This is a genomic window from Allobosea sp. LjRoot9 (assembly GCF_964252745.1).
In the GTDB taxonomy this organism is placed as follows: domain Bacteria; phylum Pseudomonadota; class Alphaproteobacteria; order Rhizobiales; family Beijerinckiaceae; genus Allobosea.
On sequence record NZ_CAXUPC020000002.1, the window covers coordinates 633,407 to 657,405 of the forward strand.

The 23,999-nt window shown below is 65.7% G+C and carries 22 protein-coding genes; 8 read left to right on the plus strand and 14 right to left on the minus strand.

Features of this window, described 5'->3' with window-relative positions; genetic code table 11:
- The 4 genes from ACSQ3P_RS11630 to ACSQ3P_RS11645 form a co-directional block, all read right to left on the minus strand.
- Complete coding sequence (locus ACSQ3P_RS11630; protein ID WP_436165724.1) at positions 1 to 1,695, minus strand: hypothetical protein; 1,695 nt, start codon at positions 1,693 to 1,695, stop codon at positions 1 to 3.
- Positions 1,696 to 2,013: 318 nt separating this feature from the next.
- Positions 2,014 to 3,024, minus strand: coding sequence for a proline racemase family protein (locus ACSQ3P_RS11635; protein ID WP_436165725.1), 1,011 nt, complete (start codon positions 3,022 to 3,024; stop codon positions 2,014 to 2,016).
- Positions 3,025 to 3,087: 63 nt separating this feature from the next.
- Positions 3,088 to 4,017: a carbohydrate kinase family protein gene (locus ACSQ3P_RS11640; protein ID WP_436165726.1), complete on the minus strand. Its 930-nt coding sequence runs from the start codon at positions 4,015 to 4,017 to the stop codon at positions 3,088 to 3,090.
- Positions 4,014 to 5,189: a fumarylacetoacetate hydrolase family protein gene (locus ACSQ3P_RS11645; protein ID WP_436165727.1), complete on the minus strand. Its 1,176-nt coding sequence runs from the start codon at positions 5,187 to 5,189 to the stop codon at positions 4,014 to 4,016. The genes ACSQ3P_RS11640 and ACSQ3P_RS11645 overlap by 4 nt, the downstream gene beginning before the upstream one ends.
- A 313-nt stretch (positions 5,190 to 5,502) precedes the next feature.
- Between ACSQ3P_RS11645 and ugpB the strand changes: the two genes are divergently transcribed.
- From ugpB to ACSQ3P_RS11670, 5 genes are all read left to right on the plus strand, one after another.
- The gene (gene ugpB / locus ACSQ3P_RS11650) at positions 5,503 to 6,825 is read left to right on the plus strand and encodes a sn-glycerol-3-phosphate ABC transporter substrate-binding protein UgpB (RefSeq protein WP_436165728.1); all 1,323 of its coding nucleotides are present in this window, start codon (positions 5,503 to 5,505) and stop codon (positions 6,823 to 6,825) included.
- A 178-nt stretch (positions 6,826 to 7,003) separates the two neighbouring features.
- Entirely contained in the window at positions 7,004 to 7,885 is an 882-nt protein-coding gene (gene ugpA, locus ACSQ3P_RS11655) for a sn-glycerol-3-phosphate ABC transporter permease UgpA (RefSeq protein WP_436165729.1), read from the plus strand.
- On the plus strand, positions 7,885 to 8,442 hold the full coding sequence (locus ACSQ3P_RS11660) for a hypothetical protein (protein ID WP_436165730.1): 558 nt from the start codon (positions 7,885 to 7,887) through the stop codon (positions 8,440 to 8,442). Before ugpA ends, ACSQ3P_RS11660 begins: the two co-directional genes overlap by 1 nt.
- 36 nt (positions 8,443 to 8,478) lie before the next feature.
- Complete coding sequence (gene ugpE / locus ACSQ3P_RS11665) at positions 8,479 to 9,327, plus strand: sn-glycerol-3-phosphate ABC transporter permease UgpE (RefSeq protein WP_436165731.1); 849 nt, start codon at positions 8,479 to 8,481, stop codon at positions 9,325 to 9,327.
- 7 nt (positions 9,328 to 9,334) lie between these two features.
- Positions 9,335 to 10,414 (plus strand): sn-glycerol-3-phosphate import ATP-binding protein UgpC, encoded by a 1,080-nt coding sequence (locus ACSQ3P_RS11670; protein ID WP_436165732.1) that lies wholly within the window; start codon positions 9,335 to 9,337, stop codon positions 10,412 to 10,414.
- A gap of 346 nt (positions 10,415 to 10,760) precedes the next feature.
- Here ACSQ3P_RS11670 and ACSQ3P_RS11675 read toward each other — a convergent pair whose 3' ends face one another.
- Positions 10,761 to 11,402: a thioredoxin family protein gene (locus ACSQ3P_RS11675; RefSeq protein WP_436165733.1), complete on the minus strand. Its 642-nt coding sequence runs from the start codon at positions 11,400 to 11,402 to the stop codon at positions 10,761 to 10,763.
- A 32-nt stretch (positions 11,403 to 11,434) separates the two neighbouring features.
- Positions 11,435 to 13,600, minus strand: a complete 2,166-nt coding sequence (locus ACSQ3P_RS11680) for a protein-disulfide reductase DsbD family protein (RefSeq protein WP_436165734.1) — start codon at positions 13,598 to 13,600, stop codon at positions 11,435 to 11,437.
- Positions 13,601 to 13,809: 209 nt separating this feature from the next.
- Here ACSQ3P_RS11680 and ACSQ3P_RS11685 point away from each other — a divergent pair, with 209 nt between their 5' ends.
- Positions 13,810 to 14,661: an SDR family NAD(P)-dependent oxidoreductase gene (locus ACSQ3P_RS11685; protein WP_436165735.1), complete on the plus strand. Its 852-nt coding sequence runs from the start codon at positions 13,810 to 13,812 to the stop codon at positions 14,659 to 14,661.
- 4 nt (positions 14,662 to 14,665) lie between these two features.
- Here ACSQ3P_RS11685 and ACSQ3P_RS11690 read toward each other — a convergent pair whose 3' ends face one another.
- Genes ACSQ3P_RS11690 through ACSQ3P_RS11700 form a run of 3 tightly spaced genes read right to left on the minus strand, consistent with a single transcriptional unit; the run spans position 14,666 to position 17,201 of the window.
- A complete protein-coding gene (locus tag ACSQ3P_RS11690) occupies positions 14,666 to 15,430 on the minus strand; it encodes an ABC transporter ATP-binding protein (protein ID WP_436165736.1) in 765 nt (254 codons plus the stop codon).
- On the minus strand, positions 15,418 to 16,170 hold the full coding sequence (locus ACSQ3P_RS11695; protein WP_311911510.1) for an ABC transporter permease: 753 nt from the start codon (positions 16,168 to 16,170) through the stop codon (positions 15,418 to 15,420). Before ACSQ3P_RS11695 ends, ACSQ3P_RS11690 begins: the two co-directional genes overlap by 13 nt.
- Positions 16,171 to 16,175: 5 nt before the next feature.
- Complete coding sequence (locus ACSQ3P_RS11700; RefSeq protein WP_436165737.1) at positions 16,176 to 17,201, minus strand: ABC transporter substrate-binding protein; 1,026 nt, start codon at positions 17,199 to 17,201, stop codon at positions 16,176 to 16,178.
- Between the two features lie 161 nt (positions 17,202 to 17,362).
- Between ACSQ3P_RS11700 and ACSQ3P_RS11705 the strand changes: the two genes are divergently transcribed.
- Positions 17,363 to 17,830, plus strand: a complete 468-nt coding sequence (locus ACSQ3P_RS11705; RefSeq protein WP_092170895.1) for an Lrp/AsnC family transcriptional regulator — start codon at positions 17,363 to 17,365, stop codon at positions 17,828 to 17,830.
- A 151-nt stretch (positions 17,831 to 17,981) separates the two neighbouring features.
- On the opposite strand, the gene ACSQ3P_RS11710 is transcribed toward ACSQ3P_RS11705, so the two are convergent.
- From ACSQ3P_RS11710 to ACSQ3P_RS11730, 5 genes are all read right to left on the minus strand, one after another.
- A complete protein-coding gene (locus ACSQ3P_RS11710) occupies positions 17,982 to 18,737 on the minus strand; it encodes an SDR family NAD(P)-dependent oxidoreductase (RefSeq protein WP_436165738.1) in 756 nt (251 codons plus the stop codon).
- On the minus strand, positions 18,710 to 19,753 hold the full coding sequence (locus ACSQ3P_RS11715) for a ketopantoate reductase family protein (protein WP_436165739.1): 1,044 nt from the start codon (positions 19,751 to 19,753) through the stop codon (positions 18,710 to 18,712). Before ACSQ3P_RS11715 ends, ACSQ3P_RS11710 begins: the two co-directional genes overlap by 28 nt.
- On the minus strand, positions 19,750 to 20,700 hold the full coding sequence (locus ACSQ3P_RS11720; protein WP_436165740.1) for an isoaspartyl peptidase/L-asparaginase family protein: 951 nt from the start codon (positions 20,698 to 20,700) through the stop codon (positions 19,750 to 19,752). The genes ACSQ3P_RS11715 and ACSQ3P_RS11720 overlap by 4 nt, the downstream gene beginning before the upstream one ends.
- 81 nt (positions 20,701 to 20,781) lie before the next feature.
- On the minus strand, positions 20,782 to 22,374 hold the full coding sequence (locus ACSQ3P_RS11725) for an ABC transporter substrate-binding protein (protein ID WP_436165741.1): 1,593 nt from the start codon (positions 22,372 to 22,374) through the stop codon (positions 20,782 to 20,784).
- Between the two features lie 255 nt (positions 22,375 to 22,629).
- The gene (locus ACSQ3P_RS11730) at positions 22,630 to 23,172 is read right to left on the minus strand and encodes a MarR family winged helix-turn-helix transcriptional regulator (protein WP_436165742.1); all 543 of its coding nucleotides are present in this window, start codon (positions 23,170 to 23,172) and stop codon (positions 22,630 to 22,632) included.
- 108 nt (positions 23,173 to 23,280) lie between these two features.
- Between ACSQ3P_RS11730 and ACSQ3P_RS11735 the strand changes: the two genes are divergently transcribed.
- The gene (locus tag ACSQ3P_RS11735; protein WP_436165743.1) at positions 23,281 to 23,982 is read left to right on the plus strand and encodes a creatininase family protein; all 702 of its coding nucleotides are present in this window, start codon (positions 23,281 to 23,283) and stop codon (positions 23,980 to 23,982) included.
- The last annotated feature ends 17 nt before the right edge of the window (positions 23,983 to 23,999 follow it).

Below are 23,999 nucleotides of genomic sequence, written 5' to 3' on the forward strand. Positions count from 1 at the left end.
CTACGGCTTCAGATACATGTCCCAGCAGGGCGCGAGCGCCACAAGCTTGCGCCCTTCCAGCGCCGCGGCGAAATGCGTCGCGATCTCCACGCGCTCCGGCGTCGGCGGGCATTTCGGTGCGAGGATCGCGTCCGTCGCCCGCAACGCCTCCAGTGTCGCCGGCGTCACGGCCGGGTTGGTGCGGCCCGGATCGATGCCGATCGGAACATGCCGCGGGGCGGCGCGGCCGAGCAAGTGACTGACCGGGTCGGCAAAATCGAGCGTGAAGATGCCTTGGAGCCGGCGACTGTTATTCGCCTCCCAGGCGTGAATGGCCGAGACGGCCTGCTGGACCTCCATCAGCCAGGTCGCCTGGTAGTCGATCTCCGAAAAGAGAATCGAGGTGGGTAGGACACCCCGACGCGTCAGGTCACGATAGGTCTGCTGATGCGCCGCATAGTGCTCCAGCATGTCCGTGCCGCGCTCGAGATATTCGGGCTTCAGGCTGACGCGGCCGAGCGGCCCGAGATCGGGCATGACAAGCTCGACATAGCCGGGCGCCCCCAGCAGCGCACGGGCGGCGCGCTCGACGACGATCACCAGGCTGGGCAGCGTGACCGCGAGCGCCAGGACCAGCACGACCGGCCTGAGCACGTCGCCCTGGCGCCCCTGCCATTGCATCAGCACCAATAGCAGCACCGGCCAGAGCCCGATGAATTCGAGCGAGCCGCTATTCTGCGTTTCGAAGAAGGCCAGCGCCGCGAAGACGGCGATGAACCAGCCGAGCGGCGAGGCGACGACCGCGCATGCCCCGGCGAGGGTCGGTCGCGCCCCGTCGCGCCAGGCCGCGACGAAAAGCGCACAGATCAGCGCCAGGCAGGGCCCGACGACATTGAACTTCACCGAGGCGACGGTGAGGAAACGCGGCAGCAAGGTGCCGGTATTGAGCGAAATCAGGATCAGGATGTCGCGCAGATAGGCACGCACGATCCCGGTCGCGAGATCGAGCAGGCCAAGCGCGACGAGAACCGCCGCAGCGGCGAGCAGAGCCTCACGCAGGCGCAGGCGGCCGGCGACAAGCGCGTAGCCGACAAGGAGCGCGCCAGCGACCGCGCCGGTGATCTTGACCAGGAACAGCGTCAGCATCAGCACCGCGACGAGGCCGGTCAGGAGCCTGCGATTTCTGACGAAGAGCAGCGTCGCCACCAGCAGATAGAGCAGCAAGGCGATATGGCGGTTGTAATGGCCGAAGCCGTCGAAGCCCGGCGCGGGATAGAGGCTGTGCAGATTGATCGGCAGCAGCGCGAAGAGCAGGAAGGGCAGGACCAGCGCCAGCGCCTGGCGCCGCGAGAGCCGCTGGACATCGACGACGAGGGCGGCGAGCACAGGCAGCGCGACCGGCAACAGCGCCCAGTTGACCAGCAGCATCGGCTGCGCCTGAGGAAACAGGGAGGCAAGCCCGGCCGCGAGATAAAAACCGAGCGGACCGACCGGCGCGAAGAAGTCATTGCTCGGCACCTGCCCCAGGCGGATGCGATGGATCGCGTCGAGATAGACGTCAGTGTCCCAGTAATTCGGGCCGAGCGGCAGGCGCAGCGGCAAGGCAAGACCGCACAGAACAAGCAGGAGAAAGACTGCAAGCCAGAAAATCGGCGCGCCAAGCAGAGATGGCAGGGCTTTCTGTCTGTCTTCCGCCATCACAACGCCCGATGTCATCGCCCTCTCCCGCCGCAAATCTGCGGAACACTGCCAGAGAAACCTTACTCGAAGGCTTCGTTCCGCCAGGGCGAGGCGAAATACCGCGCCCTTCAATCGCCCCGCGCCTGAGCAACCTCCGATCCATCCGGATCGTTCGATTGCTCCCATTTTTTGTCTTAACGCGTTTTCTTCACGCGAACCGGCACCCACTTCGCTCGAAACGCTCAAGATCACGTCGCATTCGGACGGAATCGTCCGAATGCGACGTGATCGATTCTAAAAGCTTAGAGCATTGCTCAAGCGAAAGACCGGTACCCACTTTTTTCGCGCAATGCTCTAAATCTCCGCGAAGCGCGCCGGGAGCTCGAAACCCCAGCCGAGCGGATCGTCGGCCTCGATGGTGAAGACCCCCTCGCCCGCGAAATGACCGATGCCGCCGACCGCGATCGTCACGGCGCCGGGAGCCGGATAATCGGCATGGCCGAGGACGCGGCCTGAGAACGTGCCGCCGGTGATGCTGCGGAAAAGCCGGGTCCGACTGGGGCCAATCAGGCCCTTGGCATGATCCAGCGCCATCCTCGCGGTAACGCCCGAGCCCGTCGGCGAGCGGTCGATCTGGCGCTCGGCGAAGACGCAGAGATTGAAGCTCGTCTCGTCACGCCCCGCCTCGTCGGTGACGATCGTGCCGTAGAGAAAGCCGAGATCGGGCTCGGTCGGGTGAGTGATCGCCGGCCCGGCGCGGACAGCGTCGGTGAGCGCGCCGGCCGCCTCGACGATCCGCGCGACCGGCGTCTCGAACAGGTCGAGCCCGAGGCGGGAGGCCGGCAGGATGCAGTAGAAGGCGCCGCCATAGGCAATGTCGGTGGTGATCGGCCCCAGGCCCGGGACATCGACAACCCGATCCCGAACCTGGACGAAGGCCGGCACGCTCTCGAAGGTCACGGTGCCGACCTTCCCGCTCTTGACCTCGCAGGCAAGCCTGACCAGCCCGCAAGGCGCCTCGATGGCGAAGCGCGTGACCGGCTCGACCGCCGGCACCAGCCCGTGCTCGATCGCATAGCGGCCGAGCGCAATGGTCGCGTGGCCGCACATGGTCGAATAGCCTTCATTATGCGTGAACAGCACGCCGAAGGCGGCATCGCGATGCGACGCCTTGACCGGGATGACGCCATACATGCCGGCATGGCCGCGCGGCTCCAGCATCATCGCGCGCCGCAGATGATCATGTTGCTCGCGGGCTTGCCTGCGCTTGTCGAGGATAGTGGCGCCCGTGAGCTCAGGATAGCCAGCGGTGACGATGCGAACGGGTTCGCCGCAGGTGTGGTAGTCGAGATAGCTCAGGCGCATCGGGGCAAATTTCCTTCGATCGATCTCTCGGCGCTCTGAATCGTGCCGATTTGGCATGCCTATCTATGTCGCCCTGCGGCGAGGCGGATCGCATCCAGGGCGCGTACAGCTATCGGCGGCCACCTCGCAGGCGAAGGCCAGCGCGGCTTGCAGATCGCCTTGTGTCGCCGATGTAAGCTTTTGCCCGAGCAGACCGCGCCTTGCCAAGACCGCCAGGACGCCGCCGATGAAGGTGTCGCCGGCTCCGACCGTATCGACCACGACCACGGACGGCGCGGCGCTCTCGATCGGGCCATCGGCGCCGTGGCAGGACGCGCCCTGCCCGCCGCGCGTCACCAGCACGCATGCCGCGCCAAGACCCTGCCAATGCGCCACGACCTTCTCGGCCGGCCAGTCCGGATGCAGCCAGGCGAGGTCGTCCAGACTGACCTTGACGATGTCTGCGAGCGCGATGCGCTGTTCGATCAACGCTGTCGCGAGCGCCCGCTCGGGCAGCACCGAGGCGCGAATGTTGACGTCGTAGCTGATGCTCGCGCCCTGCGCCTTCGCGCTCTCGATCAGCGCCAGTGTCGCCTCGCCGGACGGGCCGACGGTCGCGCCGAAGGAGGTGGCGTGGAGGTGGATGACGCCAGGAGGACTGGAGCGTGGCGTCCCTTCCGGCTCGGCATGAGCCGTGCCGTCGAGGTAAAGCCCGAATTCGGGAACGCCTCCGGGCCCGAGCGGAGCGACGACCGCGATGGCGCTGGGACGAGCGCTGTCATGAACCAGGCCGGCATCGATACCCTCGGCGGCAAGGGCCGTGCGAAAGCGCCGGCCGAGCGCATCGGTCGAGAGCGCTCCGGCATAAGCGACGCTCGCGCCGAAGCGGGCGAGCGCCAGCGCAGCGTTGAAGCCGGAGCCGCCGAGCACCGCCTCGTAATGCCTGCCCTCGCCGTCACGCGGGATGAAATCGCCGATCGCCTCGCCGGTGACGAGGATCACCCCTTGCGTCACAGCAGCCCGCGCTTGGCCAGGCTGCGCATCAGATGCGAGGCGCCGAAGGTCCAGGGTTCGCACTCATCGGTACGGCGCATACGGTTGACCAGCGCGCCAAGCTCGGGCGCGGCGATGGTGACGATGTCGCCGTATTTATGGGTGAAGCCGCCGCCGACCGTGTCGCGATCCTTGATCGGCGCGAACATGGTGCCGAGATAGAGCGCTGCGCCATCCGGATACTGGTGGTGCGGCCCGAGCATCTGCTTGGCGAGATCGGCCGGATCGCGGCTGATCTTGGCGATCGAGGACGAGCCTTCCAGCGTGAAGCCGTCCTCGCCCTTGACCGTCAGCGAGACGGTGGTCTTGCGGACATGATCGAGCGAGAAACCCGCGTCGAAGAGGCGGATGAAAGGGCCCACCGCCGCTGCCGCATTGTTGTCCTTGGCCTTGCCGAGCAGCAGCGCCGAGCGGCCCTCGACATCGCGCAGATTGACGTCGTTGCCGAGCGTCGCGCCGACGATCGCGCCGGTCGAGGCGACGATCAGCACGATCTCCGGCTCGGGGTTGTTCCAGGTCGAGGCGGGGTGGAGGCCCGCGTCGAAGCCAGTGCCGACCGAGGACATCGGCGGCGCCTTGGTGAAGATCTCGGCGTCCGGCCCGATGCCGACCTCGAGATACTGGCTCCAGGCGCCCTGCTTGATCAGCACCTCCTTGAGATGCATCGCTTCGGGCGAGCCGGGCTTGAGCTTGGAGAGATCGTCGCCGATGAGCTTGCCGATCTCCTCGCGGATAGCCACCGCAGCGGCCGGGTTGCCGCGCGCCTTCTCCTCGATCACGCGCTCCAGCATCGAGACCGCGAAGGTGACGCCGGCCGCCTTCACGGCCTGAAGGTCGAGCGGCGAGAGCAGCCAGGGCTTTGACGGGTTGCGCCCATCGATCGGCGTGTTCGCCAGGATCTCGGCAAGCGAGCCGATCGCCTCTCCCTTCGCGGCCTTCAATGCAGCGGCGGGGTCGGGCGCCTCGCAGAGATCGCGCATGGTTGGAAAGGTGCGTGTGACATCGACGAGCTGCCCCTCCCGCAGGACCACGACGGCCGGCCCGGCGACATCCGGCAACCAGGCGCGGCCGACGAGCGCGGCGGTTGCGGCATCGGCCGGCAGCGTATTCTCGGGGGTCAGAGCGAGCGTCATCGTGATGTTCCATCGGCCGGCAAGGTGGGGGTGCGGAGAACAGCCGCTTCCAGCCATTTGCGCAAGCCCCGCCCGGCGCATGGGCCTAGAGGCTGTTATGGACTCTGGGCCCATGCTGCAGCCACGGCCCTCATCTCCAGGATGCCGCGCCGGCAAGGTTTCGAGCGGTCAAGACTGGGGAAACCGCCGAGCGCCCCCTTGGCGAGCGTCATCCTTTTGTCGTTGAAACGTCACCTGCGCTTCATGCTAGCTTGCGCACCAACGACAAGAGCCGCCATGCCGCGCGCAAGGGTGGATAAGGGAGACGACATCAATGACAGTGAAATCGACGATCCTGATCTCGGCCGCCGCTTTCGTGCTCGCGGGCGCAGCTCCTGCCCTGGCGCAGACCGAGATCCAGTGGTGGCATGCGCTGACCGGCGCCAATAACGACGTGGTGGTGAAGCTCGCCGAGGATTTCAACGCCTCGCAGAAGGACTACAAGATCGTCCCCGCCTATAAGGGCTCCTATCCCGACACGCTGAATGCCGGCATCGCCGCCTTCCGCGCCGGCACCGCGCCGCATATCCTGCAGGTCTTCGAAGTCGGCACCGGCACGATGATGTCGGCCAAGGGCGCGATCAAGCCCGTCTTCGAATTGATGAAGGAAGCCGGCGAAACATTCGATCCGAAGGCCTATCTGCCTGCGATTACCGGCTATTATTCGACGGCCAAGGGCGACATGCTCTCGATGCCGTTCAACTCGTCCTCGATGGTGATGTGGTACAACAAGGACGCCTTCAAGAAGGCGGGCCTGAACCCCGACGCCCCGCCCAAGACCTGGCCCGAGGTGTTCGAGGCCGGCAAGAAATTGAAGGCTGCCGGCTTCGATAAATGCGGCTTCACCAATGCCTGGGCGACCTGGGCCAACATCGAGCAGTTCGGCGCCTGGCACAACATCCCGATCGCCACCAAGGCCAATGGGCTCGACGGCTTCGACTCCGTGCTGAACTTCAACAGCCCGCTCTTCGTCAAGCACCTGACCAATCTGGTCGAGCTGCAGAAGGACAAGACCTACGATTATTCCGGCCGCACCAATAATGGCGAAGGCCGCTTCACCTCGGGCGAATGCCCGATCATGCTGACCTCCTCGGGCTTCTTCGGCAACGTCAAGGCGAACGCCAAGTTCGACTGGGCCAATGCGCCGATGCCGTATTACCCCGAGGCCACGGGCGCGCCGCAGAACTCGATCATCGGCGGCGCTTCGCTATGGGTAATGGGCGGCAAGAAGGCCGACGAATACAAAGGCGTCGCCAAGTTCTTCACCTTCCTGTCGGACGTCGACCGCCAGGTGAAGCTGCACACCGAGTCCGGCTATCTGCCGATCACCAAGGCGGCCTATGAGAAGGTCAAGGCGTCCGGCTTCTACAAGGACAAGCCCTATCTCGAGACGCCGATCCTGGAGCTGACCAACAAGGAGCCGACCGAGAATTCGCGCGGCCTGCGCTTCGGCAGCCTGGTCCAGATCCGCGACATCTGGTCGGAGGAGATCGAAGCGGCGCTGAACGGCCAGAAGGCGCCGAAGGCGGCGCTGGACGCAGCCGTCGAGCGCGGCAACCAGATGCTGCGCCAGTTCGAGCGCACGGCGTCGCGTTGAGCGTGTTCTAACAACCTCGCCGTCATCCTGGGCGACCGCAGGTTGCCCCGGGATCCATCGTAAAGCTCAGCGCGCTACGATGGATCCCGGCGCTCCGCTTCGCTACGGCCAGGATGACAGTGCGGATATACGATCAGTTTGATCTCGTTTCTGACGACATTCCCGAGACAGCGACGCAATGCAGAAGAACGCCTATTTCAGCGGCCTGACGATTCCGGTCCTGCTGCTCGCGCCGCAGCTGGTGATCACTGTGCTGTTCTTCTACTGGCCGGCGAGCCAGGCGGTCTGGCAGAGCTTCCTGCTGCAGGACGCCTTCGGCACCTCGACCGAATTCGTCTGGTTCGAGAACTATCACGACCTGTTCGCCGATCCCGGCTACTACAAGGCGCTGATCAACACCGCGATCTTCTCCTCCTTCGTCTGCGTGCTCTCGCTGTCGATCGCACTGCTCTTCGCCGTGATGGCCGACCGGCAGATCAGGGGCGCCGAGATCTACAAGACGCTGTTGATCTGGCCTTATGCGGTCGCGCCGGCTGTTGCCGGCGTGCTCTGGATTTTCATGTTCGATCCCTCGCTGGGCATGCTGGCGCGGGGCCTCAACAGTCTCGGCATAGCCTGGAACCCGCGCCTCAACGGCAATGACGCGATGACACTGGTGATCCTGGCCGCGACCTGGAAGCAGATCAGCTACAATTTCCTGTTCTTCCTCGCCGGCCTGCAATCGATCCCCAAAAGCGTGATCGAGGCGGCCGTGATCGACGGAGCCAAGCCGATGCGCCGCTTCTGGACGATCATCTTCCCGCTGCTCTCGCCGACGACCTTCTTTCTGCTCACCGTCAACATCGTCTATGTCTTCTTCGACACCTTCGGCATCATCGACACGATCTCCGGCGGCGGACCTTCGGGGGCGACGGAGACGCTGGTCTACAAGGTCTATTCCGACGGCAAGGGTGGCTCGAATCTGGGCGGCTCAGCGGCGCAATCGGTCGTCCTGCTGATCATGGTGATCGGCATGACGGCGATCCAGTTCCGCTTCATCGAGCGCAAGGTGAGCTATTGATGCGCCGGCGCCTCGCATGGCTTGTGTCCGTCGGACTGCTCTCCGCATCGGCAGCGCTGATCGCGGCTGCTCATGCCCAGGCTCTTCAGACCACGCCTGCGTTGCCTGCTCGCATGATCGACGCCTGGCCCGGCATCGTCCTCTTCTGCATGCCCTCGCGCCAGGAATGGGGCGCGACAGCATGCGGCGTCGCCTCCCGCGAAGCCGAGCGGCAAGCCGCGGCAGCCTCGATCAAGCTCATCGCTGTCGGCGCGGCGGAGGCCGGTCTTTCCGAGGGGCCAAACAGCGCAGCACCCTCCTTCGTCTGGCCACAGGCGCTGCGGCTCTTCCTGCAGTTTCACCCCGTCGGAGACGGTTCGAAACGATGGCGGCTGTCGACGAAGGCCTATGAACTCACGCCGCCCGCGCCGGCAAATACCGGGCAGGCGCCGAAATGGCATTATGTCTACGACCATTTCTCGGTGCTGGATGAAGGCAAGGAGATCCGCGCGACGGAGGAGGCTGCGCCCGCGCTGCTCGAGCTGTTCTTTGCCACCATGACGAAACCACGGAGCTGAGCGCGTGATCGGCTTCACCGAAAGAGGCGAATATTGATGGTCGAAGACCGCCGCCTGGGCGATGCTATCGCCTATATCATCCTGACGATCGGGGTTCTGATCGTCGCCTTCCCGGTCTGGCTGACCTTCGTCGCCTCGACCTGGGATGCCTCGACCATCATCAACGGCAAGCTGCCGCTCTGGCCGGGGCCGTATTTCCTGGAGAACTACCACCGCATCCTGTTCGTCGGCACCTCGGGCACGACGCGCGAGCCGGTCGCCGGGATGATGCTGAACTCCTTCATCATGGCGATGGCGATCGCGCTGGGGAAGATCTTCATCTCGGTGCTCTCGGCCTATGCCATCGTCTATTACCGCTTCCCGTTCCGGATGGCGGCGTTCTGGATCATCTTCATCACGCTGATGCTGCCGGTCGAGGTGCGCATCTTCCCGACCTTCAAGGTCGTCTCCGATCTCAACATGCTCGACAGCTATCAGGGCCTCGCCGTGCCGCTGATCGCCTCGGCCACCGGCACGCTGCTGTTCCGCCAGTTCTTCATGACGATCCCCGACGAATTGCTCGAAGCCTCCCGGATCGACAATGCCGGGCCATTCCGCTTCTTCAAGGACACGGTGATCCCGCTCTCGATGACGACGATCGCGGCCTTGTTCGTGATCCAGTTCATCTATGGCTGGAACCAGTATCTCTGGCCGCTCCTGGTGACGACGAAGGACTCGATGCAAACCATCGTCATCGGCATCAAGAAAATGATCGTCACCTCCGACGCGCTCACCGAATGGCAGCTCGCCATGGCCACCGCCATGCTGGCGATGCTGCCGCCGGTGCTCGTCGTCATCCTGATGCAGAGGCTCTTCGTGAAGGGCCTGGTCGAAACCGAGAAGTAGCCCAAGAATGGCCCAGGTCACCCTCACCAACGTCAAAAAAGTCTATTTCGGCGGCGTCGAAGCCGTAAAGGGCGTGTCCTTCGACATCCCCGATGGCGGCTTCTGCGTGCTCGTCGGCCCGTCCGGCTGCGGCAAGTCCACATTGCTGCGCATGGTCGCGGGGCTGGAAACGATCTCGTCGGGCGAGGTCACGATCGGCAATCGCGTCGTCAACCAGATCGGCCCGGCCGAGCGCGACATCGCCATGGTGTTCCAGAACTACGCGCTCTATCCGCATATGAGCGTCTACGACAACATGGCCTACGGCCTGCGCAATCTCGGCACGCCCAAGGACGAGATCGACGCCCGCGTGAAGGAAGCCGCGCGCATCCTGGCGATCGAGGCCTTGCTCGAGCGGCGCCCCAAGCAGCTCTCGGGCGGCCAGCGCCAGCGCGTCGCCATGGGCCGCGCCATCGTGCGCAAGCCGCAGGTCTTCCTGTTCGACGAGCCGCTCTCCAATCTCGACGCCAAATTGCGCGTGCAGATGCGCGTCGAGATCAAGAAGCTGCAGCGCGCGCTCGGCGTCACCGCGATCTACGTCACCCATGACCAGGTCGAGGCGATGACGCTCTCGGACAAGCTCGTGGTGATGAATGGCGGCCAGGTCGAGCAGATCGGCCTGCCGGCAGAGGTCTATAAGAAGCCCGCGAGCAAATTCGTCGCGACCTTCATCGGCTCGCCGCCGATGAACATCCTGCCTGGAACGATCGATGGGCCCGGCATCGTCGCGCTCGGCGAAGCGATCCTCGAGGCGCGCGACCTGCGCGAGGATCTGGCGGCGGGTTCTCCCGTCGAGGTCGGCCTGCGGCCCGAGGATGTCGAGATCGCCTCGGAGGGCGAAGCCGGCTCATTGCCCTTCGATGTCGAGTTCATCGAGGAGTTGGGAGCGACGCAGCTCTTCCACGGCAAGCTCGCCGGCTTGCCCTTCGTGATGCAGGCGGCAACCGATGTGGTTTCGGCGCAGGCTGGCCGGCTCTGGATCACGGTCAATCCGGACCGGGTGCATGTCTTCGACGTGCAAACGGGTGGCCGGCTGGGGCGGGTGTAACGCACCCGCCGTCATTCTCAGGCGAAGCGTAGCGGAAACGCCGGCGGCGATTTGGTGTGGGTTCTTCCCTTCCCCCCTGGCGGGGGAAGGTGGCAGCGCGCAGCGCTGACGGATGAGGGGGCGCTGTGAGCTTTCCGCCTGGCCGAACACGACGCTAACCGGATAGGGCACGGCGCCCCCTCATCCGCCCCTGCCGGGGGCACCTTCTCCCACCCATCTCGGGCTTGCCCGAGATGGGCAACTCAAAGTGTCAAAGTCGGCAACAGCCGACTTTGATGGGGGAGAAGGGAAGACGCGTCGCGCGGATCCGGTGCTTTCCGGCAGAAGGCTCTACGCTGAAGCCCTCTCAGCTCAGCGGCGCGTATTTCACCGCGCAGCCATAGGATTTGGTGGCCGCCTCGCTGACCGGCTTGCCGGCCTTCAGCTCGGCCACGGCCTGCCGGACATAGCTCTTGGCGCCGTTGAGGCTCGCCGGGTTTGATGAGGGCTTGTCGTCGATCGCGCCCATATAGGCGAGCGTGCCCTTGGGATCGACGATGTACATATGCGGCGTCGTCGTCGCTCCATAAGCGCGCGCCACCTTGCTGTTGGGGTCGAGCAGCACGGCGGCCGGCGCCGCATCGCGCTTCGTCGTCAACTCCTTGGCCGCGGTGCCGTCGACATGGCCCTGCTCGCCGACCGGCGAGGACACGACCGAGAGCCAGACGATGCCCTCCTTGGCCATGTCCTTCTGCAGCGTCTGCATGGTGGCGCTGTTGTAGTGCTTCCGGACATAGGGGCAGTCGGCATTGGTCCATTCCAGGATCACGGTCTTGCCGGTGAACTCCGAGAGATTGCGCGTCTTGCCGTCGGCGTCGACGGCCTGGAAGGCAGGTGCGGGCTGGCCGACCTTCGCCGCGCCCTGCGCCAGGACGGAGCCTGCGCTCAGCGAAAGGCCGGCGAGAGCGAGGCCGGCGATGAAACTCTGTCGGGTCAGGCTGGCTTTCATGGAGTGTCTCCGTCTTTGGGGGTTGGGAACTCTCAGCGGGAAGCGGTCTTCATCTCCTTGCCGGCGGCACGGCGGGCGGCCGTGACCAGCATGTCAAGCGTCAGCAATTGCGGCAGGATCTCGGGCTGCGCATCCTTCTTGCCGGGATAGAACAGATAGAGCGGCACGCCGGCGCGGCCCTGCTCGGCCAGCGCCTGGGCGATCGCGGAATTGCGGTTGGTCCAGTCGGCCTTGAGGGAGGCGACCTTCAATTCGGCGAAGGCGTCCTTGACCTCCTGCCGCGAGAGCGCGACGCGCTCATTCGCCAGGCAGGTGATGCACCAGGCGGCGGTGAAATTGACGAAGACTGGCTTGCCCTCGGCCTGCAGGCTTGCGACGCGCTCTGGTGTCCAGGCCTGGATATCGCCGGCGCGCGCTTCGCTGGTGGCGCTGGGTACGGCGCTCTGCAGCACGAACCAGCCGGCGCCAAGCGCGATCAGCGCGGCAAGGCCCGCAGCGGCCAGGCGCACCTGGCCGGCGCCGCGCGTGACGCCGACGAGCCAGACGATGAAGCCCGCGGCCAGCACCGCGACCAGCGCCGCCAGGACGCCACCGGGGCCGGCCTGCACCGAGGCGACCCAGACCAGCCAGATCGCGGTCGCAAACATCGGAAAGGCGAAGGCTTGTTTCAGGATCATCATCCAGCGGCCGGGCTTGGGCAGCAGGCGCAACAGGCCGGGCGCGAAGGAGAGCGCCAGGACCGGCAAAGCGAAGCCGAGCGCCAGCGCCAGGAAGACGGCGAGGCCCATGACAGGCGGCTGCGTCACCGCATAGCCCACCGCCGCGCCCATGAAGGGGGCCGTGCAAGGCGTCGCGACCACGACGGCGAGCGCGCCGGTCATGAAAGCGCCCAGGCGCCCTCCCCGGCTGGCAAGGTCCTGGCCCACGCCTCCGGCGGAGGTTCCGACCTCGAAGGCTCCCAGCAGGTTGAAGCCGATTAGCGTCATGATGACGGCAAGCGCGATGACCAGGGGCGGCGATTGCAATTGGAACCCCCAGCCGATGCTGGAGCCGAGCGCCGCGAAGCCGACAACGATGCCGGCCAGGATCATGAAGGTCACGACCACGCCGCTGAGGAAGAGCACGCCCTGCTCGCGAACCTCGTCGCGATGCGCCCGCGCCAATTGCGCAAAGCCCAGCGCCTTGATGAACAGCACCGGCAGCACGCAAGGCATCAGATTGAGGATTAGCCCACCGGCGAAGGCGAAGGCGAGCGCCGCCCAGAGCGTCAGGTCGGCGCCCTCGACCGGAACCGGCAGTCGCACCACGGCCGGGCGCGGTGCAGCGCTTGCCCCTGTCGCTGCGGTCAGCAAAGCGGGCTCGGCTTCGACTGTCACCGCAAGCGCGCGCGGCAGGCCCCCGTCCCTAAAGGTGACGACGCCGGAGAGCTCCGCGTTCTCCAGCTTGAACGCGCTGGAGCGGGCAAGCTGCAGGTTCACGCCATTGGCGGCCGGCGTGGCGGGTTGCGGCGCAGCGTGCTCGATCAGCGTGTCGGAGAGTGGAAAGAAGCGGATGTCACTCGCCTGCGCGCCCAGGCCCGGCAGCGAGAGTGCGAGCCTGTCGCCATCGCTCGTCAGCTTCGCCTTGAAACCGGCGGGCTGCGGCAAGGCTGCAAGCGTCGCATCGATGCGCGACTGGGCGTTCTCATCGACGATCGCCGTGGCCTCGACCGGCAGGTCGAGCGTGAAGGCGCCCTCCTCGGGAATACAGATCTTCTCGCAGACAAGCCAGGTCGCATTGGCCTTCAGCGTCACCCGCTCGCCGGGCTTGGCGCTTTCGGGCACAGCGATCTCGACCGGCAGCAGCAGCGTGCCCTCGAAGCCGAAATTGACCAGCGGCTCGACCGGGAGCGCCTTGGGCGCGGGCCAGCGGATCTCGCTCGCCGTCATGCCGGCCGGCAGAGCCCAGTCGATGCGCGTCGCCTCACCGGAATCACCGGGGTTTTGCCAATAGGTGTGCCAGCCCCTGGCGATCTTCTGGACAAGCGCGACCTGGAAGCGCTCACCCGGCTGGACGGCATCGCGGCTCGACAGCAAAGTCGCCGTGACGCGCGGCGAGCTGACTGCAGCCGATTCCGCCGCGATGGCGAGCGCCGGCGCGATCAGCGCGAACGCCAGTACGGCGTTGCGCAGGAGGCCTTGTCGAAAGGTCTGAGCCATGGGCTAGGTCGTCATCCCGTTCAATTTCCCCTCCAGATGCCCGACTTTGCCTGATAGAGCCAATGACAAGCCGGTGATGCCGGCAAGAGGTCGTCCGGGAAGAGGCCGTCATTCTCAGGCAAGCACGGAAACAGCGCACCGCGCCATGATGTCGCCGCCTGCGCTGCTTTAGCTGCGCGCCAGACACTCCGGAATGTTGAAAGCTGATCATGGCCACACTGCCTGCCGCCATCGCCCCCTCTCATGTCGCCGTGGTCACGGGTGCCGCCTCGGGCATCGGATACGCCGCCGCCCGCGCCTTCGCGGGGCTAGGCATGAAGGTCGCCATCGCCGACCGCGACGCGGAAGGGCTCAAGGCCGCCGGGCAGGTGCTGGCGACGCTCGTCGGCGAGGAGAACGTGCTAGCCGCACCCACCGACGTGGCGCGGCGCGAAGCGGTTCAGGCCCTGCACGAACAGGTGACGGCCCGCTTTGGCGCCGTCCATGTGCTGATGAACAATGCCGGCATCCAGCCGGGCAGCGCGATGTTCGGACCGACCGAAACCTGGGAGCGGATTCTCGCCGTCAATCTCGGCGGCATCGTCAACGGCACGCAGATCTTCGCGCCCGACATGATTGCCGGCGGCGCGCCGAGCCTGATCATCAACACCGGCTCGAAGCAGGGCATCACCACTCCACCCGGCGACCCCGCCTACAACGTCTCGAAAGCCGGCGTGAAGGCCTTTACCGAAGCCTTGCAGCATGAATTGCGCGGGACGGCAGGCTGCAAGGTCAGCGCCCATCTCCTGATCCCCGGCTTTGTCTACACACCGCTCACGGCCAAGGGGCGCCTCGAGCAACCGGCCGGGGCCTGGACGCCGGAGCAGACGGTCGACTTCATGCTGGAGCGACTGGGCGCGGGCGACTTCTACATCCTCTGCCCCGACAACGAGACGCCGCGCGCGCTCGACGAGAAGCGCATGGCCTGGGCGATCGGCGACATCATCGAAAACCGTCCCCCACTCTCGCGCTGGCACCCCGGCTTTGCCGAGGCGTTCAAGGCGCATGTCGAGGGGGAGTGAGCCCTCAGATCGCCGCGCCGTCCGTCACAGTATCTGCGCCCAGACCCAGTCGCACCGCGCGCACGATCTCGGCTTCGGCCGCCTCGCCGCGCTTGCGGGGACGGGGCGCGCTGATCCTGTGCTCGGCGATGATCTGGCCCGGCGCACCGGAGAGGATGACGACGCGGTCGGCGAGATAAGCCGCTTCGTCGATGTCATGGGTGACGAAGAGCACGGTTTTGCCGGTGCGCTGCCAGACGCGGATCAGTTCGTCCTGCAGGCTTTCGCGGGTCAATGCGTCGAGCGCCGAGAACGGCTCGTCCATCAGCAGGATCTCGGGCTCGACCGCGAGCGCGCGGGCCAGCGAGACACGCTGGCGCTGGCCGCCGGAGAGCTGGTGCGGCCAGCGATTCGCCAGCGAACTCAAGCCCACGAGATCGAGCATCTCCTGCGCCTTGGCCTGTCGCTCGTGGCGCGAAAGCTGTCCCTCCAGCCCGAAGCCGACATTCGAGGCGACCTTGCGCCAGGGCAGCAGGCGCGAATCCTGGAAGACGAGCGCGACCGGCCGGCGGGCGCTGTCCGCAGCATTGATCACGACCTCGCCGCCGCTGGGCCTGGCGAGGCCCGCGATGACGCGCAGCAGCGTCGACTTGCCGACACCCGACGGGCCGACGATCGCCAGGAACTCGCCGCGCGCGACCGAGAGATCGAGCTTGTGCAGCACCTCCGTCGCCTCACCATCGCGGGTGAAGGTCAGCGAGAGGGCCTTGATGTCGATCACGCTTTCCATCGCAGCACCCATTTCTGGAAGGCGACGAAGAGGGTGTCGAGGAAACCGTAGAGCCCCGCCATGGTCAGCATGTAGATCACCACGATATCGGTCGCGAGCAGGCTGGAGGCCTGCATCATGCGCTGGCCGACGCCGGCGACGCCAAAGATCTCGGCCGCGACGACCGCCATCCAGGCCTGGCCCAGCGCCGTGCGCACGCCGATCAGAATGCCGGGCATGGCAGCCGGCAGCAGGATCTTGGTCAGGCGCTGCCAGCTCGTGCGGAAGCCGAAGGCGTCGGCGACCTCGATCAGATCGCGATCGACGCCGCGGATCGCGCCCTGGGCGGCGAAGAAGACGATCCAGAACACGCCGATCGCGATGATGAACACCGCGGCCGACGGGTTCACACCAAACCAGATGATGGCAAAGGGCACCCAGGCAAGGCCCGGGATCGGCCGCAGCAGGCGAACCACCCAGGCAGTGGCCTCTTCCGCGATGCGCGACATGCCGACGAGCACGCCAAGCGCCGCGCCGAGCACCGAGCCGGTGATCAGGCCGGTGAAGTAGTGGCCGAGCGAACCGAGGATCGCGGCAAGCCAGGCGCCCGAGGTGACCTCACGCCAAAACGCCTTCGGCAAGGCGCTCGGGCCCGGCAGGAAGGCCGGGTTCACGAGGCCGAAGAAGGGGATCGCCTCCCAGAACAGCAGGAAGGCAACGAGGCCCGCGAGGGCTAGGGCCGGAGCCCGAAGGGATTGCAAGGATGTCAGCCGCCCGTCTTGATCGCGCGCTCGTAATACTGCGTCTCGAACAGGCCGTCGAACGGCAATTCCTTATCGAGCGAACCGAGCTTGACCTGATAGGCCTGCATGACGCGGGACGGCTCGATGATCTTGCGCGGATCGATCTCGAAGGTGCTCGCCGGCGAGGTCAGCGCCTTGCGGATCAATTCGGGGTCGACGATGCCCTTGCCGAGCGCGCCCCCGACATGAGGCGCGGTCTTGTCGGGGTTCTTGGCGATCAGATCGGCGGCGCGCACGAGGCTGTTGACCAGCTTCTGCACGACCTCCGGGTTCTTGGTGACGAAGGCGCCCGAGCCCGCCACCACCGTGCCGGGCTGGCCGGGGAAGAGCTCCTGCCCGCCCGCGATCAGCTTGATGCCGGGGTTGCGGGTCTGGATGATGGTCAGCGCCGGCTCGCGCACGATCGCGCCTTCGACAGCCGCTGCCAGAACCGCCTGCTGGGTCGCGTCTATGCCCATCGGCACGATCTCGACATCGGCTTTGTCGGCCTTGGCGACCTCCCAGAGCCAGTATTGCAGCGTGGTGTTGGGCACGGAGCCCGCAGGTTGGGTGGCGAGGCGCGCGGCCTTGCCGGTCGCGGCCTTGTACGCCTTGAAGGCGGCCGCCGCCGTGGTGCCCGGCGTGAAGAATTTCGTCAGGGACGGCGCGGCGACGAAGACGTTCTCGGCCACCGCCGTGGCAGCCACGACGCGGACATCGACGCCGCGCGAGCGCGCCACCGCCAGCGGCGCGATGCCGGCGACGTAGAAATCGATCGTGCCGGAGGCGAAGGCCTGGATCATGTTCGGGCCGGATTCGAACACCGTGAAGCTCGCATTGAGGCCAGCCTCCTTGAACCAGCCCTCGCCATTGGCGACGAAGACCGGAGCCGTGCCGATGACCGGGATGTAGCCGATGCGGGCGGTGACAGCGTCCTGGGCGCGTGCACCGGCGAAAGGCGCGGCGGCGAGAAGCGCGGAACCGGCGAGCAGGAACTGGCGGCGATCCATCGATCAAATCCTTCGTGAGAACGGTGCCGGAAATGCACCCATTGACAGATTGAGAAAAGGATTTTCTATCTGAAAACAAGTTGCGAGCCTTAAAAAGATAATTATTCTTTTTTTGTAGCGATCGACAGATATAATCTTCTTCTCACGGACGGAATACGAGAATGGATGCGATAGACCGAAAAATCCTCACCGTCCTGCAGGGCGACGCCAACATCTCGATCGCGGAACTCGCCGACCGTGTCGGGCTGTCGCAGACGCCGTGCTGGAAGCGCATCCAGCGTCTGGAGCAGTCCGGCGTCATCGTGAAACGCGTCGCGCTGGTCGCGCCTGAGAAGATCGGGCTCGGGCTCACCGTCTTCGTCCAGATCGAGACCGCCGATCATTCCGGGCCATGGCTGGAGAAGTTCGCGCAGATGGTCGCGTCGATGCCGGAGGTGATGGAGTTCTACCGCATGGCCGGCGATGTCGACTACATGCTGCGCGTCGTCGTCGCCGACATGGCGGCCTATGACGGCTTCTACAAGAAGCTGATCGAGACGATCCCCTTGAAGAATGTGACCTCGCGTTTCGCGATGGAGCGGATCAAGTCGACGACGGCCTATCGCGTGCCGGACCTGCCGAAGGCGTGAGGCTGACGCGCTTCTGCTCACCCGTCATGGTCGGCCTTGTGCCGGCCATCCACGTCTTTGCTGACCGAGATCTGAGTTCGAGATCTGAGTTCAAGACGTGGATGCTCGCCACAAGGGCGAGCATGACGACGAGGTTCGCGCGAGAAGCCCTTTACGACCGTCCGCCATCCACGGACAGCACCTGGCCGGTGATCCAGCCGGCCTGTTCGCTCAGGAAGAACAGCGTCGCCGCCGCGATGTCGGCGGGCGTGCCGAGGCGGCGGGTGTGGATGCCCTCGACCAGGCGTTTCTGGCCCTCTGGGCCATAGCTCTCCCATTGCCGCTCGGTCGCGGGGTTGGAGCGCACGAAGCCCGGCGCGACGGAGTTCACGGTGACGCCATGGGGGCCGAACTCCCAGGCGAGCTGCTTGGTCAAGCCGACCAGCGCGTGTTTGGCGCTGGCATAGGCCTGGATGCCGGTGAGGCTCGGCCGCAGGCCAGCGCCGGACGAGATCGTGACGATGCGGCCATAGCCGGACTGCCGCATCACCGGAGCGGCGGCCTGGGCGAGAAAGAAGGCAGCGTCGACATTGGCGGCGAAGATGATGCGCCAATCGGCCTCGGAGATCGCCTCGATCGGCCGGCCGACCTGCCCGCGCACCCCGCCGGCAGCATGGACCATGAGATCGAGCTTGCCATTTTTCGCGACGATCTCGGCCATCAGCGCGCTCGCAGCCTCGGGCGTACCGAGATCGACCGCATGCGGCGTCGCGCCGATCGCCTTGGCCGTCTCGATCACGCCCGCGGCGTCGATATCGGCAAGGTGCACGGTCGCGCCGGACTCGGCCAGCGCCGTGGCGATGGCCCGGCCAATGCCCTGGGCTGCGCCAGTGACGAGGGCTACGCGATTGTCGAAGCGGATTTGCATTGGTCGAGCAGGACTTTCAGCGTGGCGAAGGAGAGCGGGCGCTTGCCGTCCTCGATCTCATGGATGAGCGAAACCAGCGTGATCAGCGCCGGGGTGGCGACACCCGCCTCGCGGCCCAGCGTCGCGATGATGCCGATCTGCGGATCGACCTCGGTCTTGCGCTTGCGCACGGCCAGATCGCGCCAGATGCCGGAATGAGTTTTCGCCGTCCTGGAGGTGTAGTCGGCGAGCCAGGCAATCGTTTCGATTTGCGGGCCTTCAGGTTGGCCGGGCGCAAAGACCATCGGATCGAACGCACCGAAGCCGAGCGAGCGTACGCCGCGCGCAGCGGCGACCGCGCCAACCTCGCGACCGAGCGCGAGCCAGACCGGCAGGCGCTCGGGATCGGCGAAATTCACCGACATCGACTCATCCGTCAGCGCCGTACCGAACAGCATCGCGCCATAGGCGAGCTTACCCCAGAGCGAACCCCAGATGTTGTCGGTCACGACCGAATCCTGGTCGAAGAGCTTCAGCAACGCATGCATCTCGCGCAGGCGCGGCGTCATCGCCCCGTCGAGCTCGCCGACGACGACCGCGCCGCGATTGCCGTACAAAATCTCGCCCGGGCCATGCCAGTCCGCGCCGAAATTGACGAAGCAGCCCATGGTCCGCGCCTCGCCGAGCTGGCTTGCGATCGTCAACTCGTTGAGGCCGTTCTGGGCCGAGAGCACGAATCCGTCCGCAGCGAGATGCGGCTTCAGCGCCGCGACCGCAGCTTCGGTCGCGCCAGCCTTCACCGCCAGCACGATGCGCTTATAGGTGCCGCTCAATTCGGCCGGCGTCACGGCCGGAACGATCTGGCGGAACTCCTCGATCGGGCCCGTGATCGCAAGGCCTGTCGTGCGGCAGGCCTCGACATGCTCAGGCACGATATCGACGAGGAGGCCAGGAATACCGGCGCGAGCCCAATAGGCGCCCAGCGTGCCGCCGATCGCGCCTGCACCCCAGATCAGGATGGGTTCGGGTATGCTCATGCCTGCCCCGCCATCTCGACATCACCATGGGTCGCGACATGGACGAGCCCGTCGGGCGTGACCCAGCCGCGATACATGCCTTCGGAATTATAGGGCGCGACGATGGCGCCATCGGCATCGATGGCGACGAGGCCGGCGCCGATCTTGTGCGCCGTCAATTCGGCCAGGACCGTGTCGGTCGCCTGTTTCAGGCTCAGCCCCTTATAGGCGATCAGCGACGCGATCTCGTGGCCGACGCAATAGCGGATGAAATACTCGCCCTTGCCGGTGCCGGAGACGGCGCAGCGGCCGTCGCGGGCATAGGTGCCAGCTCCGATGATGGGGGAATCGCCGACGCGCCCGACCGGCTTGTTGGTGTAGCCGCCGGTCGAGGTCGCGGCGGCGAGATGGCCTTGCGCATCGCGCGCGACCGCGCCGACCGTGCCGTGCTTTTCCGCCTCGCTCGCTTCCGAGGCCGTGCCGACCAGTTCCCGGATCTTCATCGAGGAGAGGTTCTTGCGGCGGCGTTCGGTCGAGAAATGCTCGTTCTCGACCATATCGAGGCCTTCATGCTCGGCGAAGGCGTCTCCGGCCGCCCCCGCCAGCAGCAGCGGATCGCCGCGCCGCATCAAGGCCTTCGCGGCGCTGACCGGATTCTTGATGCGCTTGACGCCGCAGAGCGCGCCGGCCGCCAGCGTCGCTCCGTCCATGATCGAGACGTCGAGCTCATGCTCGCCATCGGCATTGAAGGCCGAACCATGGCCGGCATTGAAATGGGGCGAATCCTCCATCACGCGCACCGCCGCCTCGACAGCGTCCACCGCCGCACCGCCCTTGGCGAGGATCGCCCAGCCGGCGCGCAAAGAGGCTGCGAGATCGGCCCGGGCCTGCGCCCATTCGGCATCGGTCATCTCGGCCTTGGGCAGCGTGCCGCAGCCGCCATGGATGGCGAGAGCGATATTGGTCATGTGAGGAGGCTCATTTTGCGGCGGGCGAGTGGCGAATAGCGAATGGCGAGTGGGGCTATTCGCCACTCGCCATTCGCCCCTTCACTTCTTGGCGGGCTTGATGTCCATCGCCAGCGTGTCCTCGTCGACGCGCGTTGCGAGCGTCACCTTGTCCTTCTGCATCGCCCAGGCCGAGCCGACTGTGACGATCGGCAGGCGCGGCCGGTCCGTGGCGACCAGGGCATTGGCCTGCTGGAGGAAGGCCGAGCGCTTGGCTTCGTCCATCTCGATGGCGGCGTCCTCGATCAGCTTGTCCATGACCGGGTTGGAGTAGCCGGTGACGTTGAAGGCGCCGAGCCTCTTGGCCGGATCATTGGTGTGGGCGACAGAGGAGAGCGTGTAGTTCGCCTCGCCAGTCAGCGTGCCCCAGCCGGACATGCTGACCGCATAGTCGCCACGTGTCCGCGCCGGGAAGAAGACCGCGCTGGGCTGGGCGTTGGCGGCGACATCGAGGCCGGCGCGCGCCAGCATCTGCGCGATCGAGGTGCCGACCTGGCGGTCACCCGGCAGGCGGTCGCTGGTGAAGGCGAACGCGAATTTGAAGCCGTTGGGATAGCCGGCCTCGGCGAGCAGCGCCTTGGCCTTGGCGAGATCGGGCTTGCGCGGCGGCAGGCTCTTGTTGAAGCCGAAGATCTCCGGCGTCATGAGCTGGTTCGCCGGGGCGCCGAGGCCTTCCATCGCGATCTCGACGAGCGCCGGCCGATCGATGGCGAGGTCGACCGCCTCGCGCACCTTCGGGTCGGCGAAGGGGTTTTTCGGCAGGGCCGAACCATCCTTGGCGGTGACGCCGGGCGGATTGTCCTTCATCGACATCTCCATATTGAAGACATAGATGGAGTCGATCGAGGTCACCGTCAGCTTGGCGTCGCGCTTGAGGGTCGGCACGTCGGAGGCCGGCACGCGGACGATGAGGTCCACCTGACCCGCCTTGAGCTGGGCGACGCGAGCCGCGTCGTTGGGCAATTCCTTGCGGACGACCCTGGCCCAGGGCTGCTTCTCGCCCCAGAAGCCGTCGAAGCGCTCGAGCACGAGCTGGTCCTTGGGCGTCCAGGAGACGAATTTGTAAGGCCCGGTGCCGATCGCCGCCTTGCCGCTGTTGAAGGCTTCGTTGGCGGTGTCCTTGGTGAGACCGGCCGCCGCCTTGTGCGAGACGATGAAGAGGCGGACGAAATCGTTCGGCAGGGTCGGCGCCGGCCCGTCCGTGGTGAGCTGGATCGTCAGCGGATCGATGATCTTGATCTGCTGGACGCGGCGGACATAGGGCGTCGTCGGGTTGGGGCCGGAGACGACCGCGACGCGCTCGATCGAGAATTTGACGTCCTCGGCGGTGAAGTCCGAGCCGTCATGGAATTTCACGCCCGGACGAAGCTTGAACTCCCAGACGTCGGAGGCGATCGCCTTCCAGCTCAAGGCGAGGCGCGGCTCGATCTGCAGCTTGTCGCCGGACCAGGTCAGCGTGTCGAAGACATGCTTGAGCGCTTCCGCATGGGTGCCGGTCGCGGTGTAGGCCGGGTCGATCGATTCCGGGCCGGCGCGCACGCCGATCGTGAGGTTCTGGGCGAGGGCTGCGGTCGACACCGACATACCAAGCATGGCCGCGAGGGCGAGCGAGCGAAGGGGAAGGGAGAGCGTCATGAAGGAGGTCCTCTGAGATCTGTCATGCCTTGTCGAGCGGCGGCATGATCGGTTGATTCCACGCGATGGTTTTTCTCTAGAGCAATTTCCGATCCTATCGGATCGTTCAATCTCTCTATCCTTTTGTTTTGACACGTTTTCTTCACGCGAACCGGTATCCACTTCGCTCGAAAACGCTTCTAGTGAGCCCGGCAGGCAGTCTCGACGTGCCGCACTGCGTCGGTTCTTTGGAAAGACGGTTCGGATGCCTCCGGGCTATGTCTGGTTCTCGAGATCATTGGGCCAGGTCGGCGAGGCGATGACGAGCTTGTCCATCAATTCGCAGAGTTGGCGCTGCTCGGCTTCGCTGAGCCCTTCCAGCATGGTGGTCTGCTGCTGCACCATCACCGGCATCGTCTCCTCGAAGATGGCGCGCCCGGCCGTGGTCAGGCGCAGCACGAAGCTGCGCAGATCGTCGCGGTCGGTCTCGCGCTTGAGCAGGCGGCGGGTCAAAAGCTTCTGGATGGCGCGCGAGAGCGTGTTCTTGGGCAGGCCGGAGGAGGCCACGATGTTCTTGGCGGCCACGCCGTCCCTCAGGCCGACGGCGTAGAGCACGACGAATTCCGGCCGCACCAGGCCATAGCGCGTCTCGATCCAGCGATAGACAGGATCGTTGAAGCGGAAGGCAATGAAGTTCAGCCGGAAGGACAGCCAGCAGGGGTTGTCCCAGAGCTTGGTAATGGTGAGCGGATCAAGGTCGCGCAGCGCGGCCTCGCGCTCATGGTCGAGACGCGACAAGGCGGTCGGAGCGCGGCGCATGATCAGCTCCCTAATTTAGTTCCAAATGGAACTTGACGCTCCTGGAAGCGGGAGTCAAGGATGGCCCATCCATCGGATTTTGCCACACTTTTCTGCAAGGAACGGGCCGTGCGTATCGCACAGATGAACTGGATACAGGTCGAGGCGCAAGCCAAGCGGGACGACCGCTGCGTCCTGCCGCTCGGCAGCGTCGAGCAGCACGCCTATCTGAGCCTGGCGACCGACGCGATCCTCTCCGAAAAAGTGGCCCAGGATGCGGCGGAACCGCTCGACATCCCGGTCTTTCCCGTGCTCGCCTATGGCATGACGCCGGGCTTTGCCGCCTATCCCGGCACCGTCTCGCTGCGGCTGAGCACATATATTGCAGTGGTGGAGGACATGCTCGAAGGATTCTACCGCTCCGGCTTCCGCCGCATCGTGCTGGTCAACGGCCATGGCGGCAATTCGCCGGCCATGACCTTCTGCACGGAGTGGATGGGCGTGAGGACCGATGCCAGCGTCAGGATGCACAATTGGTGGGCGGGGCCGCGTTTTCAGGCAGCGGTGAAGGCGATCGATACGGCAGCCTCGCACGCCTCCTGGATGGAGAACTTCCCCTGGACGCGGCTGGAAGGCGTGGCGCTGCCCGACGCTGCGAAACCGCCTTTCAATGCGGCGCTTTATCAGGCGGCCAATCCGGCCCGGAAGCGCGAGATCCTTGGCGACGGCAATTTCCACGGCCTCTACCAGCGCTCCGACGAGGAGATGCTGAGCCTGTGGCAGATCGGCGTCGAGGAGACCCGCGCGGCGATGGTCGAGGACTGGCCGTGAGGCGACGCCACGGCGCC